Source organism: Stenotrophomonas maltophilia, from assembly GCF_047782825.1.
Taxonomy (GTDB): domain Bacteria; phylum Pseudomonadota; class Gammaproteobacteria; order Xanthomonadales; family Xanthomonadaceae; genus Stenotrophomonas.
In genome coordinates this window covers 4,567,208-4,580,086 of sequence record NZ_CP180589.1, presented here as the reverse complement: position 1 = coordinate 4,580,086, position 12,879 = coordinate 4,567,208, and the positions used below count along the sequence as shown (strand labels likewise).

Sequence of the window (12,879 nt, the reverse complement as noted above, 5' to 3'; positions counted from 1 at the left end):
TCAGGCCGGGCGTGCCAGCAGCTCGGGCATCACCCGGAAATCGACACTGCCCTCGTCGCCACGCCGTGGCAGGGCCTGGATGGCCACCAGCATCTCACGTGCGCAGGCACGGATGCGGGCGTGATGCGCCGGCGCCGCGTGGCTGATCAGGCTGCCGACATGGAACTCGAATACATCTTCCAGTACGTCGGGCTGGTCCTCGTGAAGCATCTGCAGCAGACCGCGCAGCTTGCAGATTTCCGATTCCAGCTCTTCGACCGCGAACAACATGGCGTCCTCCTCATTTCCTGCGGCGCATCCGGGCCGCAACAGGCCGCGACGGCGCCGCCGCCCGGCCACGCGCGATGTTCGATCACGGAAAGGAAAACGGGCGACGCACCGATGGCGTGCTCCCCTCTTCTCGCATAAACGAGGTGAGGTGTTCGTTAATCGCCGTGACGGCAGGGTTCACGCACGCACGGGAATCGCGGTGATCGGCGCCGCAGCGGGGGTCTGTGAAAGCGCTTGGATGAAGTCCGGTTGCAGGGGCAATGCGCCGAACCAGCCATGCTGGATTCCGCTGAGCACGCGCAGCATGTGGCCGCGCCCACCCGGCATCTTTCCCATCGGCCCGAGCAGTACATCCCGCGCCTTGGCCCAGACATCGCGGTCGGACTGGAACAGCGGCGTCAGCCAGCGGCTCCAGCGCTGGTATACCGCCACATGGGCGCGGCGCTGCGCCTGGTAGGCCTGCAGCGCCGGCTCGCCCGCGCCATGCGTACGCAGCGCGTCACGCAGCGCCAGTGCATCGAGCAGGGCCATGTTCACGCCCTGCCCCAGCTGCGGACTCATCGCGTGCGCGGCATCACCGGCCAGTACCAGCCGGCCGTGGTGCCAGCGCTTCATCACCGCATCGCGGTACACCGCCCGCGCCAGCTGGCCGGCGTCCTGCAGGTGCGCGAAGCGCGCGCTGGCCTGCGGCCACAGCGCATGCAGCTCATCCAGCCACGGCGCCATGCCATCGGTCTGCCAGCGCTCGAAATCGGCGCGCGGCAGGCTCCAGAAAAAGCTCAGCCGCGGAATGTCATCGCCCGGACGCGTGCCCACCGGCAGCAGGCCGATCATCTTGCGTGCGGCCACGTAGCGCTGTCGCAGTTCCTGCGCGTGCGGCCAGTCTTCGGCCGGCAGCAGGCACCACAGCGCGCCCCACGGGTAGACGCGGTCCAGGGCCATGCCGTCCTCCACCCCGCCGCGCAGCGTCGATGCCGCACCGTCGGCGGCCACCACCAGATCGAACGGCCCGTGCTGGCGCCCCTCGCTGTCGCGCAGCCGCCCCTGTGCGGTGTCCACCGAGGTGATGGTGGTGCCGACGTGCAGCTGGCCGGCCCCTTCACGGGCCTGGTCCAGCAGGGTGAACAGCGCCCCGCGCTGCATGCCCAGCCCGTGCAGGCGCGCATCCAGCCCGCTGTAGCCCATGTCCATCACCGCCCGTTCGCAGGGCGTATCGCCATACAGGCGGTGCACCGGCGCCGCATGCGCGCGCACCGGGTCGAGCAGGCCCATCTGCCACAGCACCTGCAGGCCACTGGGCTGCAGCAGGAACCCCGCCCCCACCGGCCCGGGCGTGGGCACCCGTTCGAAGATGTCCACTTCGTGGCCATCACGGGTGAGCAGGACGGCCAATGCCTGGCCAGCGGTGCCGTAGCCGATCACGGCGATGCGCAGTCGTTCCTTCATGCCCGCATTGTGCCCGAGCCGGATTGCCAATGGAGAGGGGCCAGCGCGAAGGGCATCCACGCATGGCGTGGCTCTACTGCGCAAAAAAAAACCCCGCCGAAGCGGGGTTTTCAACGCACTGTCGAGTGGATCACTCGGCCGGCGTGATGTTCGAAGCCTGCGCACCCTTCGGGCCCTGGGTCACGTCATAGGTGACACGCTGGCCTTCCTGCAGGCTGCGGAAGCCCTTGGAGTTGATGGCGGAGAAGTGCGCGAACACGTCGGCGCTGCCATCCTCCGGCGAGATGAAGCCAAATCCCTTGGCGTCGTTGAACCACTTGACGGTACCGTTCGGCATGTTAATGCGAGACCTTTGCAATGAATGGGTGGTGTACGCTGAACCCGCGTACCGGCTGAGTATGCAAAGCTTGCCCGGCGATGACAATCACCCCCGCGCCAATTCGCCGACCAGTTCCGGAAGTCCGTTGCCCGCCGCCTGCACATTGGCCAGCACTTCGGCCATCGTGATCTCCTCCCCGTCGCCACAGCCGGCCGCCCAGTTCGCCACGATCGCCAGGCAGGCGTAATCCAGCCCCAGCTCCCGTGCCAGCGCGGCTTCGGGCATGCCGGTCATGCCCACCAGGTCGCAGCCATCGCGGCGCATGCGGGCGATTTCGGCGATGGTTTCCAGGCGCGGGCCCTGGGTAGCGCCGTAGCAGCCACCATCGTGCACCTTCACACCGGTCACCTTCGCCGCTGCCAGGATCTTGCTGCGCAGCATCGGCGTGTAGGGGTGGCCGAAGTCGACGTGCACCACGTCGGTACCCTCTTCTTCACAGATCGTGCTGATCCGGCCCCAGGTGTAATCGATTACCTGGTCTGGGCAGGCCAGCACGCGCGGACCAAAGTCGTCACCGATGCCGCCCACCGTGTTCAGCGCCAGCACCCGCTGCGCGCCCAACTGCTGCAGCGCGGCCAGGTTGGCCCGGTAGTTGATCTTGTGCGGCGGCAGCGAGTGGCCTTCACCGTGGCGGGCCAGGAAGGCCACGCGATGGCCGAGCAGCGTGCCCACGCGCACCGGGCCGGACGGGCGGCCGAAACGGGTGTCGACCTCGTGCGTCTGCACGTCGTCGAGTTTGGCCAGGTTGTAGACACCGGTGCCGCCAATCACGGCCAGGGCGATCTGTTGCATGCAAAGCACTCCAGGAAAAGACGAACGCCGGCACCCGAGGATGCCGGCGTGGGACAGGACGGGCCGCAGGCGGCCGCGCCGTTATTCCTTCATCGCGTAGATGGCCGGCACGCAGCGCAGGGTCTCGTTGACGTCCATGCCGAAGCCGAACACGTAGCGGTCCGGCAGTTCGATGCCGGCGTAGTCGGCGGTGACGTCCGGCAGCGCGCGGTCGTGCTTCTTCACCGTCATCGCGGCGATGCGCACGTCGGTCGCGCCCTGTTCCAGGCACCAGGTGCGCACGCCCTGCAGGGTGTAGCCCTCGTCCAGGATGTCATCGACCAGCAGCACGCGGCGGCCGAACAGCGCGGTGGCCGGCTTGTGCTTCCAGACCAGGTCGCCACCGGTGGTTTCACCGCGGTAGCGGGTGGCGTGCAGGTAATCGAACTGCACGTCCTGGCCGCGCGCGCCCAGTTCCAGCGCCAGCTGGCCGGCGAACGGCAGGGCACCGTGCATGATGGACAGGAACAGCGGCACCTCGCCCTCGTAGTCGCGCGCGATCGCGTCGGCGATGCTGGCGATGGCCTTGTCGATGGTGGGACGGTCGACCAGCAGGTCGGCCTGGGCCAGGGCCTGGGAAATGGTGAGGTTCGGCATCAGACGGTTCTTCCAAGGGTGTGGAGCAGACGGGATTGGGTGTCGCCATGGCGGGTGTCGGCCAGCAGGCCATCCCAGCCAAGCGCGCCGCGGCCGAGCAGGCCCAGCAGCGCGGCGGTATTGAGGGTGCGGCCCTGCACGGCATGCAGGGCTTCATCGACCAGTTCGGGGTGGCAGACCAGGACCACATCGCAGCCGGCGTCCAGGTGTGCGTGCACGCGTGCCGGCACACCGCCGGCGCTGTGCGACGCAGCCATGCCGATGTCATCGGAAAACACCACGCCACGGAAGCCGAGCTCGCCACGCAGGATGTCCTGGATCCAGCGCGGCGAATAGCCGGCCGGCTCCGGCGCGACCTGCGGGTAGATCACGTGGGCCATCATCACTGCATCGGCACCGGCGGCAATGCCGGCACTGAACGGGACCAGGTCCTGCGCACGCAGCTCATCCAGCGCGCGCGGGTCGATGGCGGTATCGACGTGGGTGTCTTCCAGCACCGTGCCGTGGCCGGGGAAGTGCTTGAGGGTGGCGGCCATGCCCACGGCATGCATGCCCCGCACGTAGGCGGCGGTGAAGGCGGCCACCACCTGCGGGTCTTCGCTGAAGGCACGGTTGCCGATGGCGCGGTTGCCGCGACCGAGGTCGACCACCGGGGCGAAACTGAGGTCCACGCCGCTGGCGCGCACTTCGCTGGCCATCAGCCAGGCGTGCTGCTCGGCCAGGGCCAGGGCCTGCTGCCGGTCGCTGGCGTACAGCGCGCCGATGTCCTGCAGCGGCGGCAGCTCGCTGAACCCCTCGCGGAAACGCTGCACGCGGCCGCCTTCCTGGTCCACGCAGATCAGCTGCGGGCGCGGGGCGGCGGCACGGATGGCCGCACTCAGATCGGTCACCTGCTGGCGCGAGGCGAAGTTGCGCTTGAACAGCACCACCCCGGCCACGGCGTCGTGCTGCAGCCAGTCGCGTTCCTGGTCGGTCAGTTCAGTGCCGGCAACGCCGATCAGAAGCATGGTCGATCTCCACAACAAGCGCCCGCATGGCGCAGTGCCGCATTGTCGCAGAACCGGCCGGAAGGCGCAGGCTTCGGGGCGAAAGCAGCCGCGGGCCAGAGCCCCTGCGGGGATCTCACCCGGGGTCGGATCCCCGCAGGGGCTCCGACCCCAGCCCGCTCAGACGGCGCAGCCGTCCGGGCCGCAGGCCTGGTCCCCGGCGGCCGCCGTGGGCGCACCCTGCTCGGCAGCGATCTGGCGCAGGGCCTGGGCGAAGGCTTCCGGCGGCTGCGCGCCGGAAATGGCCCAGCGGCCGTCAATGACGAAGGTCGGCACCGAGGAGATACCCAGCGCGTGGGCCTGGGCGAGCTTGGCTTCCACCTCGGCCAGGCCGCGATCGGAGGCCAGCATCTGCGCGATCTCGCCACCATCCAGGCCGCCGGCCACGCCCGCCTTCACCAGCACCGCGGTGTCGGCCAGGTTCTGGCCATGCTCGAAGTGGGCGCGGAACAGGGCTTCCCCCACCGCGTCCTGCACGCCGTGCTCGCCGGCCAGCCACAGCACCCGGTGCGCCGGCAGCGTGGTCACCCGCACCTGGCCCTGGTTGAAGTCCATCGGCAGGCCTTCGGCGCGCGCAGTGGTCTGGGTCTGGCCCAGGATCTGCTCGGTACGCTCGGCGCCACCAAACTTGGCCGCGTACGCCTGGCGCAGCGGTACCGGGGTGTCACCGGCATCCGGATCCAGCTGGAACGGCTGCCACTGGATGTCCAGTTCAGGCGCCTCGGCGCCCAGCAACTGCACGCCCTGCCGGAATCGATGCTTGCCGATCCAGCACCAGGGGCAGACCACGTCGGAATAGATATCGATTTTCATCCGAATGACATGGGGACCGTCGCGGACGAAAAAAGGGGGCTCACCACTGTGAATACGGGTGACTGGCCAAGGCGACGTTGTAGTAGCGGGTGTCGTCGGTCACTTCCTCGCCCACCCAGTCCGGCACGTCGATGGCCTGGTCGGCGCTGTCCAGTTCCACTTCGGCCACGACCAGGCCGGCGTTGTCGCCCAGGAACTCATCCACTTCCCAGGTCAGGCCGGCGTGCTCGACCAGATGCCGGCGCTTGTCGATCAACCCGCCCACGCACAGCGCGAGCAGGTCGCGCGCGTCCTGCACCGGAATCGGGTAGTCGAATTCCTGGCGGGTATGGCCGATGGTGCGCGATTTCAGGTTCAGCGCGGCGTGGTCGCCTTCGATGCGCACGCGCACCGAGGCGTTCTGCGTGCCACGATCCAGCGCGCCCATGTCGTTGATGTAGCCCTGCGCCATCGGGATCACCGTGTGCGCGGCAGTGCGCCAGCCATCGCGGGTGACGAGGAATTTGCGTTCGATTTCGATGCCCATGCCGGCATTATGCGCGATCGGTGTGACCGTCCCGCCACTGCGGGCGGCCCAGGCCACCTACAATGGCGCTCCCTCCTGCATGGATGCCGGTCGATGCGCCGTCTGCTGCTGTTGCTGCTCTGCTGCCCACCCGCCTTGGCCACGGCCACGGCCATGCCCGACCTGGAACAGGTGCAGGCGGCCATGGCGGCGCAGCTGGAAACGGAACTGCAGGGCAAGCGCGTCGGCACCGTGATGGCAGCGGCCATGTTCGCGCCGCGCCTGAACGCCCTGCCCTGGTGCGCGCCGGCCAGCGACGGTGCCGTCGACTGCAGCGTGGGCTACCAGCGCGGCATGGACCAGCGCCACCGGATGATGCGGCTGTCACCGCAGGGCGACGGTTGGCGCGTGGAGACCACGCGGCTGGCAGCACCGGAACCGCCCACCCACGAACTGGCCCCGCAGCTTCAGGCCCGCATCGAGGACCTCATTGCCGAAGGCAGCGACGCTTCCGAGCGCGCGGCCCTGCGTGCGGATTTCGATGGCATGCGCCTGACCGGCCTGAACGGCTGCGAGCTGGACCAGGCCAACGGGCAACTGCGCTGCGCCCTGCGCCTGGCCTTCGACAGCGGCCACGACGGCCAGCTGACCGTGGGCCTGCAGCGGGTGGGCGACCAGTGGCGCCTGAACCCGCTGCCGGTGAACTGACTCAGCGCTTTTCGAACACCGCGATGCTTTCCACGTGCGCGGTGTGCGGGAACATGTCCATGGCACCGGCGCTGACCAGGGTGAAACCCTGCTCGTTGACCAGGTAGCCGGCATCGCGGGCCAGCGAGCCCGGGTGGCAGCTGACATAGACGATGCGCTTGAACTGCTTCAGCGGCAGCTGCTGCAGCACTTCGATGGCCCCCGAACGCGGCGGGTCCAGCAGCAGCTTGTCGAAGCCCTGGCGCATCCACGACGTGTTGCGCTGGTCCTGGGTCAGGTCGGCACTGAAGAACTGCGCATTGGCCAGGCCGTTGCGCTCGGCGTTTTCGCGGGCACGCGCGACCAGGCCGGCGTCGCCTTCCACGCCCACCACTTCGCGCACACGGCGGGCCAGCGGCAGGGTGAAGTTGCCCAGGCCGCAGAACAGGTCCAGCACGCGCTCGTCTTCACCCGGCTCCAGCAGGTCCAGGGCGTGGGCGATCATCTTTTCATTGAGCTTGGCGTTGACCTGGATGAAGTCCAGCGGGCGGAACGCCAGTTCGACATCCCACGGCGCCAGCCGGAACGACAGCGGCACGTCCTGCCCGTCCAGCGGCTGCACGGTGTCTACGCCACCGGACTGCAGGTAGATCACGAAACCATGCTGCTGGCCGAAGGCGGCCCAGGCGGTACGATCCGCATCGCTCAGCGGCTGCAGGTGGCGCACGGTCAGGACCACGGCCTGGTCGCCAGCGATGAACTCGATCTGCGGGATGTCGCGTTTGCCATCCAGCGACTCGATGAAGGTCGACAGCGCCTCGACCTTGGTGCCGATTTCCGGGATCACGGTCAGGCACTGGCTGAGATCGGCGACGAAGCGCGGGTCCTGCTCGCGGAAGCCGACCAGGGTCTTGTCCTTCTTCTCCACCCGGCGCACCGAGAAACGGCCCTTGCGGCGGTAGCCCCAGCTCTCACCGACCAGCGGCGGCAGCACGCTGCCCGGCTTCACATGGCCGATGCGTTCGAGGTTGTCCATCAGCACGCGCTGCTTGGCGACGATCTGCTGGTCCTCGTCCAGGTGCTGCAGCACGCAGCCGGCGCAGGTGCCGAAGTGCGGGCACTTGGGCGTCACGCGCTGCGGCGAGGCCTGCAGCACTTCGACGGTGCGGGCCTCGTCGAAATGGCGGCTGCGGGCGGTCTGTTCGGCCCGCACCACTTCGCCCGGCAGGGCGCCGCTGACGAAGGTGACCTTGCCGCCTTCGCCTTCACGGCGGGCGACGCCACGACCATCATGGCTGAGGTCGAGGATCTCGGTCTGGAACGGGGTACGGTCGATGCGGGAGCGGGATCGGGCCACGTGGCAACAGGCTGCGGGCAAAAATGGGGGCGTATTGTCGCAGATCCTGGCCGAGGCGGCCCGATGGCCGCTTGCGCCCGCCGCCGTCGTGCTTGATGATGGACCCAGCTGACATGGAGGCAGCCCTGATGCAGATGACCCCGCGGGCCAGCCGGCCACGCTTCCTGCTTGTCGAGGACGACATCATCAGCCGTGGTTTTTTCAAAGCGGCGTTGGAAACGTTACCAGCGGATGTGGACACCGCTGACTCACTTGCCAGTGCATTGGAGCGCGCCGAACCCGGCGCCCATGATCTGTGGCTGATCGACGTCAACCTGCCTGATGGCAATGGCGCCCAGCTGCTGCGCGAACTGCGCCGCTCGCACCCGGACACCCCTGCCCTGGCGCACACCGCCGACGGTGATGTGGGCATCCACGCGCGCCTGCGCGAGGCGGGCTTCAGCGACACCCTGGTCAAGCCACTGGGCCGTGACCAGCTGCTGAAGGCGGTCCGCCGCGCCCTGGTCAACAGCCCGGGCGGCACCGCCCTGCCGCCGGCCGCGGTCGAGCTGGTGGTGGAGGACTGGGATGAAACCGCAGCCCTGGCCGCGCTGAATGGCCAGCGCAACCACCTCATCGCTCTGCGCGAGCTGTTCCTGGCCGAGCTGCCAGGGGTACGCGATGCGGTCGAGCAGGCGGTGGACCAGCATGACGAACCGACCCTGCGCAGCCAGCTGCACCGGCTGCAGGCCAGTTGCGGGTTTGTGGGGGCGGCGCGGTTGGCGCGGGCGGTGCGGCAGCTGCATCACGCGCCGGAGTCGGTGCCGGCGCAGGCCGGGTTCCGGGCGGCGGTGGCGGCGCTCCTGCACTGAGGGCGTGTTCGGCAGGGCTTGCAGCCCTGCACCCGCCGAAGCGTTCAAGCCAGAGCCAAGATCAAAAGCGGCTCTGGTTTTCTGTTTATTGGGCGGGGCGGTGTGGGCTTGCAGGACACGCCGTAAACCCTTCCATGGGGGCTCGTAGGCGCCATCCATGGCGCCTGCGGTCCTGCCCACCCACACCGCCCCGCCTTCGACAGCTGGCCGGTGGCCGGTGGCCAGTAGATCCACGCCATGCGTGGATGAAATTCATCAGATATCGAAATTCTTCCGGGGTCGGATCCCGTTGCGCAGCAACGGGATCCGACCCCGTGCTCTGACAGATCGCGGAAGTCTGTCGAAGGCGGGGTGGGTCCGGTTGAGGGGGCGTGAGCCGCATGGATGCGGCGACCGAGCTTACAGGGACGTACTTGCAGCGTCCCCCTCAACCGGACCCACCCCGCCATCCCACGGATAGCCAGCTTCAGCCGTTGACGTTGACGTCGCATTGAGCAGGTGCAGGGCTGCAAGCCCTGCCGAACACCCCCTACCTGCGGGGAGTGAGCTGCTCGAGCAGTTCCCAGGATTTGAGGCCCTTGGCCCCCAGGTGATGGGCCAGCACCCGCCGCATCGGCAGACGCAGGCTGGCCAGGTCGGCCGCATCGGGCTCTTCGTCCGCCGCCAGGGCCAGCAGGGCCGAGCCCGTCGCGGCCGAGCGGCGCTCACCGCCGCGCTCGCTCAGCAGACGCTGCGGGCCTTCCTGCGGGTCCAGTTCGTAGCGGGCAGCCGGGTCGATCGGCTGGCCATCGCTGCCGTTGTCCAGGTCGAAACCCAGGCCCAGCGCCGCCAGCAGCTCGCGTTCGAAACGACGCAGGGTCCATGCCAGGCCGGCGCCCACCGCCAGCCGCGCGCGCGCCTCGCCGTAGGCCAGGTACAGCTCCGGCAGCGGGTCCTGGCGCGGGGCCAGGCGCAGGGTCAGTTCACTCAGGTAGAAGCCGGCCAGCATCGCCTGGCCCACCAGCCGTGGTGCGGCGTCCAGTGCTTCGGCGCCGCGCAGCTGGGCCAGTTCGCCCCGTTGCTGGGCGCTGAAACGGATCCACTGCAGCGGCTGCAGGGCGGCGCGCAGCACCTGCCCCTTGGCCGTGGACACGCCACGCGCGAGCAGGCCGATGCGGCCGTGCTCGGCGCTCAGTACCTCCACCAGCAGGCTGGTCTCGCGGTAGGCCCGTGCATGCAGCACGAAGCCGGTGTCGTCCTCGATCAGCATCGAAGCGACCGCCGCCGCTTACTCGTAGCCGAAGGCCTTCAGTGCGGCCTCGTCGTCGGACCAGCCTTCGCGCACGCGCACCCAGGTTTCCAGGAACACCTTGGCCCCGAACAGACGCTCCATCTGCAGGCGGGACTTGGCGCCGATCTCCTTCAGGCGGGCACCGCCCTTGCCGATCACGATGGCCTTCTGGCCTTCGCGCTCGACCCAGATCACCGCGCCGATGCGCAGCAGGTTGCCGTCTTCGGTGAAACGCTCGATCTCCACCGTGGTGGCATACGGCAGCTCCTCGCCCAGCTGGCGCATCAACTGCTCGCGCACCAGTTCGCCGGCCAGGAAGCGCTGGCTGCGGTCGGTGATCTCGTCCTCGCCGAACATCGGCGGGGCTTCCGGCAGCAGGGCCAGCACGTCACGGACCAGGGCTTCCAGGCCGTTGCGCTTCTGCGCCGAGATCGGGTGCACGGACGAGAAGTCGCGGCCTTCGGTCACCTGCTGCAGGAACGGCAGCAGCGCGCCCTTGTCCTTCAGGCGGTCGATCTTGTTGACCACCAGCACCACCGGAATGCCGGCGTCGCGCAGCACGTTGAAGGCCAGGCTGTCTTCCTCGTCCCAGCGGCCGGCTTCGATCACCAGCAGGCCGGCATCGACGCCTTCCAGCGAACCGCGCGCGGCGCGGTTCATCACCCGGTTCATCGCCCGCTTCTGCACCTTGTGCAGGCCGGGGGTGTCAACCAGCACCAGCTGGCCTTCCGGGTAGGTGGCGATGCCCAGCAGGCGATGGCGCGTGGTCTGCGGGCGGTTGGAGACGATGCTGACCTTGGCACCGACCAGGGCATTGGTCAGGGTCGACTTGCCCACGTTCGGGCGGCCGATGACGGCCACGCTGCCGCAATGATGGGGAGTTTGTTCGCTCACTTGGAATCCAGTTGTTCTAGGACGGCTGCAGCCGCCTGTTGTTCGGCAAGCCGGCGCGAGGGGCCTTCGCCCTCGGTGCTGGCAACCGGGTCCGCTACGTTGCAGCGTACCCGGAAGTGTTTGGCGTGGTCGTCACCGGATTCTGACACCAGTTCGTACTGCGGCAACGCCTTCTGTCGGGCCTGCAGCCATTCCTGCAGGCGGGTCTTGGGGTCCTTCTCGGGCCGGCCGGTGGCCGGCAGGGCCTCCATCGAGGCGGCAAACCAGGGCAGCACGACCGCCCGGCAGGCTTCGAAGCCCACATCCAGGTAGATCGCCGCCACCACCGCTTCCACGGCATCGGCCAGGATCGAGTCACGGCGGTGTCCGCCGGACTTCATTTCGCCCGGGCCCAGGGTCAGCCGCTCGCCCAGCTCCAAGCTGCGCCCGATTACCGCCAGCGCGCCTTCACGCACCAGCTCGGCGCGGGCACGGGTCATGGCGCCCTCGTCGGCCTTGGGCCAGCGTTGGTACAACGCCTCGGCCGCCATCATGTTGACGATGCTGTCGCCGAGGAATTCCAGGCGCTCGTTGTGCGGCGCGCCGGCACTGCGATGGGTCAGCGCCTGCTTGAGCAGGGCTGGATCGCTGAAGGTGTGACCGATCAGGTCACCACGTTGGATGAATTTACTGGGCACCGCTACGGATCAGGTCCTGGGAAGATTCGAACTTGCCAACCACGTCCAGGTTGCCGACCAGCGGGCGGCGCACTTCGTAGTTGACGTTGAGGGTCCAGCCATTGTCACGACGGTTGAACTTGACGTCGGCCGGCTTCACGTTTTCCGAGTAGTTCATGTCCAGGCGCTTGAAGAGCAGGGTCTGGATCTGCGCCGGCGCCATGGTGCCGATTTCCGGCTCGTTGGCCAGGCTCTTCATCGCAGAGCGCACGGCGTAGTACTCCTGGTACATCGGGAACAGCTTCATGCCTACATAGAGGAAGAACCCGACCACGATCAGGACCACCAGGAACGAGGTCAGGGTCATGCCACGCTGTGCATTCATCTTCTTCATTGCGTTCTCCCCAGATACGCGAGTGGATGTGATGTCAGTTGATGCCCGAACCGATCCGCGACGGCTCGAAGCCATCCTTGCAGAACCAGCCCGAGCAGTTCAGCCAGATCAGGAAGGCCTTGCCGCGCAGGTTCTCTTCCGGCAGCAGGCCCCAGAACCGGCCGTCGTCGCTGTTGTCGCGATTGTCGCCCATCACCAGATATTTGCCAGCCGGCACGGTCCACTGGCCCTGCCCGCGCGGGAACTCGGTCTCCAGCACGGTGTGGGTGCGGCCCGGCAGGTGCTCGACCAGCAGGTTGGCGCCCTCGCCCTGGCCCTTGTGGCCGGCGTAGATGCCCTTGTTGTCGTACTTCAGCGGTTCGCCATTGAGGATGACGCCGTCGCCTTCGAAGACCACGGTGTCGCCCGGCACGCCGATCACGCGCTTGATGAAGTTCTCGCCCTTGGCCGGGTCGTTGTCGCTGCGGCCGGGGTAATGGAACACCACCACGTCGCCACGCGACGGCTCGCCCACCGGCACGAACTTGGTGTTGCTGATCGGCAGGCGCAGGCCATAGGAGAACTTGTTGACCAGGATGAAATCGCCGATCAGCAGGTTCGGCATCATCGAACTGGACGGGATCTTGTACGGTTCGGCGATGAAGCTGCGCACGATCAGCACGATCGCCAGGACCGGGAAGAACGCACGCGAGTAATCCACCAGTACCGGCTCGGTATCGAGCAGGCCGGCACGCTGGGCGCGGCGCTTGGCGAAGTACAGCTTCTCGCCCAGCAGGATCAGGCCCGAGGCCAGAGTCAGTACGACCAGGAGGATCTCAAACAGTTTCATTCAGGGTCCTTTGCAACGTCACCGGACGAGCGGCCCCGAAGGGCCGCTGCGGGC

General features: G+C 68.0%; 16 protein-coding genes. 2 read left to right on the top strand and 14 right to left on the bottom strand.

Features of this window, described 5'->3' with window-relative positions; genetic code table 11:
* The 8 genes from ACM2ZB_RS20920 to ACM2ZB_RS20885 form a co-directional block, all read right to left on the bottom strand.
* A complete protein-coding gene (locus tag ACM2ZB_RS20920; protein WP_416056837.1) occupies positions 1–270 on the bottom strand; it encodes a hypothetical protein in 270 nt (89 codons plus the stop codon).
* 177 nt (positions 271–447) lie between these two features.
* Positions 448–1,716 (bottom strand): FAD-dependent oxidoreductase, encoded by a 1,269-nt coding sequence (locus tag ACM2ZB_RS20915; protein ID WP_416056836.1) that lies wholly within the window; start codon positions 1,714–1,716, stop codon positions 448–450.
* A gap of 130 nt (positions 1,717–1,846) precedes the next feature.
* Positions 1,847–2,053 (bottom strand): cold-shock protein, encoded by a 207-nt coding sequence (locus ACM2ZB_RS20910; RefSeq protein ID WP_005410590.1) that lies wholly within the window; start codon positions 2,051–2,053, stop codon positions 1,847–1,849.
* A gap of 87 nt (positions 2,054–2,140) precedes the next feature.
* Positions 2,141–2,887 (bottom strand): S-methyl-5'-thioinosine phosphorylase, encoded by a 747-nt coding sequence (locus tag ACM2ZB_RS20905; RefSeq protein WP_313443447.1) that lies wholly within the window; start codon positions 2,885–2,887, stop codon positions 2,141–2,143.
* Positions 2,888–2,968: 81 nt separating this feature from the next.
* Entirely contained in the window at positions 2,969–3,523 is a 555-nt protein-coding gene (locus ACM2ZB_RS20900) for a hypoxanthine-guanine phosphoribosyltransferase (RefSeq protein WP_313443449.1), read from the bottom strand.
* On the bottom strand, positions 3,523–4,530 hold the full coding sequence (nagZ, locus tag ACM2ZB_RS20895; protein ID WP_416056835.1) for a beta-N-acetylhexosaminidase: 1,008 nt from the start codon (positions 4,528–4,530) through the stop codon (positions 3,523–3,525). Before nagZ ends, ACM2ZB_RS20900 begins: the two co-directional genes overlap by 1 nt.
* 159 nt (positions 4,531–4,689) lie before the next feature.
* On the bottom strand, positions 4,690–5,382 hold the full coding sequence (locus ACM2ZB_RS20890; protein WP_416056834.1) for a DsbA family oxidoreductase: 693 nt from the start codon (positions 5,380–5,382) through the stop codon (positions 4,690–4,692).
* A 40-nt stretch (positions 5,383–5,422) separates the two neighbouring features.
* Positions 5,423–5,908: a CYTH domain-containing protein gene (locus ACM2ZB_RS20885; protein ID WP_416056833.1), complete on the bottom strand. Its 486-nt coding sequence runs from the start codon at positions 5,906–5,908 to the stop codon at positions 5,423–5,425.
* 93 nt (positions 5,909–6,001) lie between these two features.
* On the opposite strand from ACM2ZB_RS20885, the gene ACM2ZB_RS20880 reads away from it, so the two are divergent.
* Positions 6,002–6,595: a hypothetical protein gene (locus ACM2ZB_RS20880; protein WP_416056832.1), complete on the top strand. Its 594-nt coding sequence runs from the start codon at positions 6,002–6,004 to the stop codon at positions 6,593–6,595.
* Position 6,596: 1 nt separating this feature from the next.
* Here the strand turns inward: ACM2ZB_RS20880 and rlmD are convergent, their stop codons facing one another.
* Complete coding sequence (gene rlmD, locus ACM2ZB_RS20875; RefSeq protein WP_313443459.1) at positions 6,597–7,931, bottom strand: 23S rRNA (uracil(1939)-C(5))-methyltransferase RlmD; 1,335 nt, start codon at positions 7,929–7,931, stop codon at positions 6,597–6,599.
* Positions 7,932–8,059: 128 nt separating this feature from the next.
* Between rlmD and ACM2ZB_RS20870 the strand changes: the two genes are divergently transcribed.
* Entirely contained in the window at positions 8,060–8,782 is a 723-nt protein-coding gene (locus ACM2ZB_RS20870) for a response regulator (protein WP_313443461.1), read from the top strand.
* A 529-nt stretch (positions 8,783–9,311) separates the two neighbouring features.
* Here the strand turns inward: ACM2ZB_RS20870 and recO are convergent.
* Genes recO through lepB form a run of 5 tightly spaced genes read right to left on the bottom strand, consistent with a single transcriptional unit; the run spans position 9,312 to position 12,825 of the window.
* Positions 9,312–10,031 (bottom strand): DNA repair protein RecO, encoded by a 720-nt coding sequence (gene recO / locus ACM2ZB_RS20865; RefSeq protein WP_416056831.1) that lies wholly within the window; start codon positions 10,029–10,031, stop codon positions 9,312–9,314.
* A gap of 18 nt (positions 10,032–10,049) precedes the next feature.
* Positions 10,050–10,946 carry a GTPase Era gene (era, locus tag ACM2ZB_RS20860; protein WP_313442108.1) on the bottom strand — a complete coding sequence of 299 codons (897 nt, stop codon included), beginning with the start codon at positions 10,944–10,946 and terminating at the stop codon, positions 10,050–10,052.
* Entirely contained in the window at positions 10,943–11,623 is a 681-nt protein-coding gene (gene rnc / locus ACM2ZB_RS20855; protein ID WP_313442110.1) for a ribonuclease III, read from the bottom strand. The genes era and rnc overlap by 4 nt, the downstream gene beginning before the upstream one ends.
* Positions 11,613–11,996, bottom strand: coding sequence for a DUF4845 domain-containing protein (locus ACM2ZB_RS20850; RefSeq protein WP_416056830.1), 384 nt, complete (start codon positions 11,994–11,996; stop codon positions 11,613–11,615). The genes rnc and ACM2ZB_RS20850 overlap by 11 nt, the downstream gene beginning before the upstream one ends.
* 34 nt (positions 11,997–12,030) lie before the next feature.
* Positions 12,031–12,825 carry a signal peptidase I gene (lepB, locus tag ACM2ZB_RS20845; RefSeq protein WP_416056829.1) on the bottom strand — a complete coding sequence of 265 codons (795 nt, stop codon included), beginning with the start codon at positions 12,823–12,825 and terminating at the stop codon, positions 12,031–12,033.
* Between the last annotated feature and the right edge of the window lie 54 nt (positions 12,826–12,879).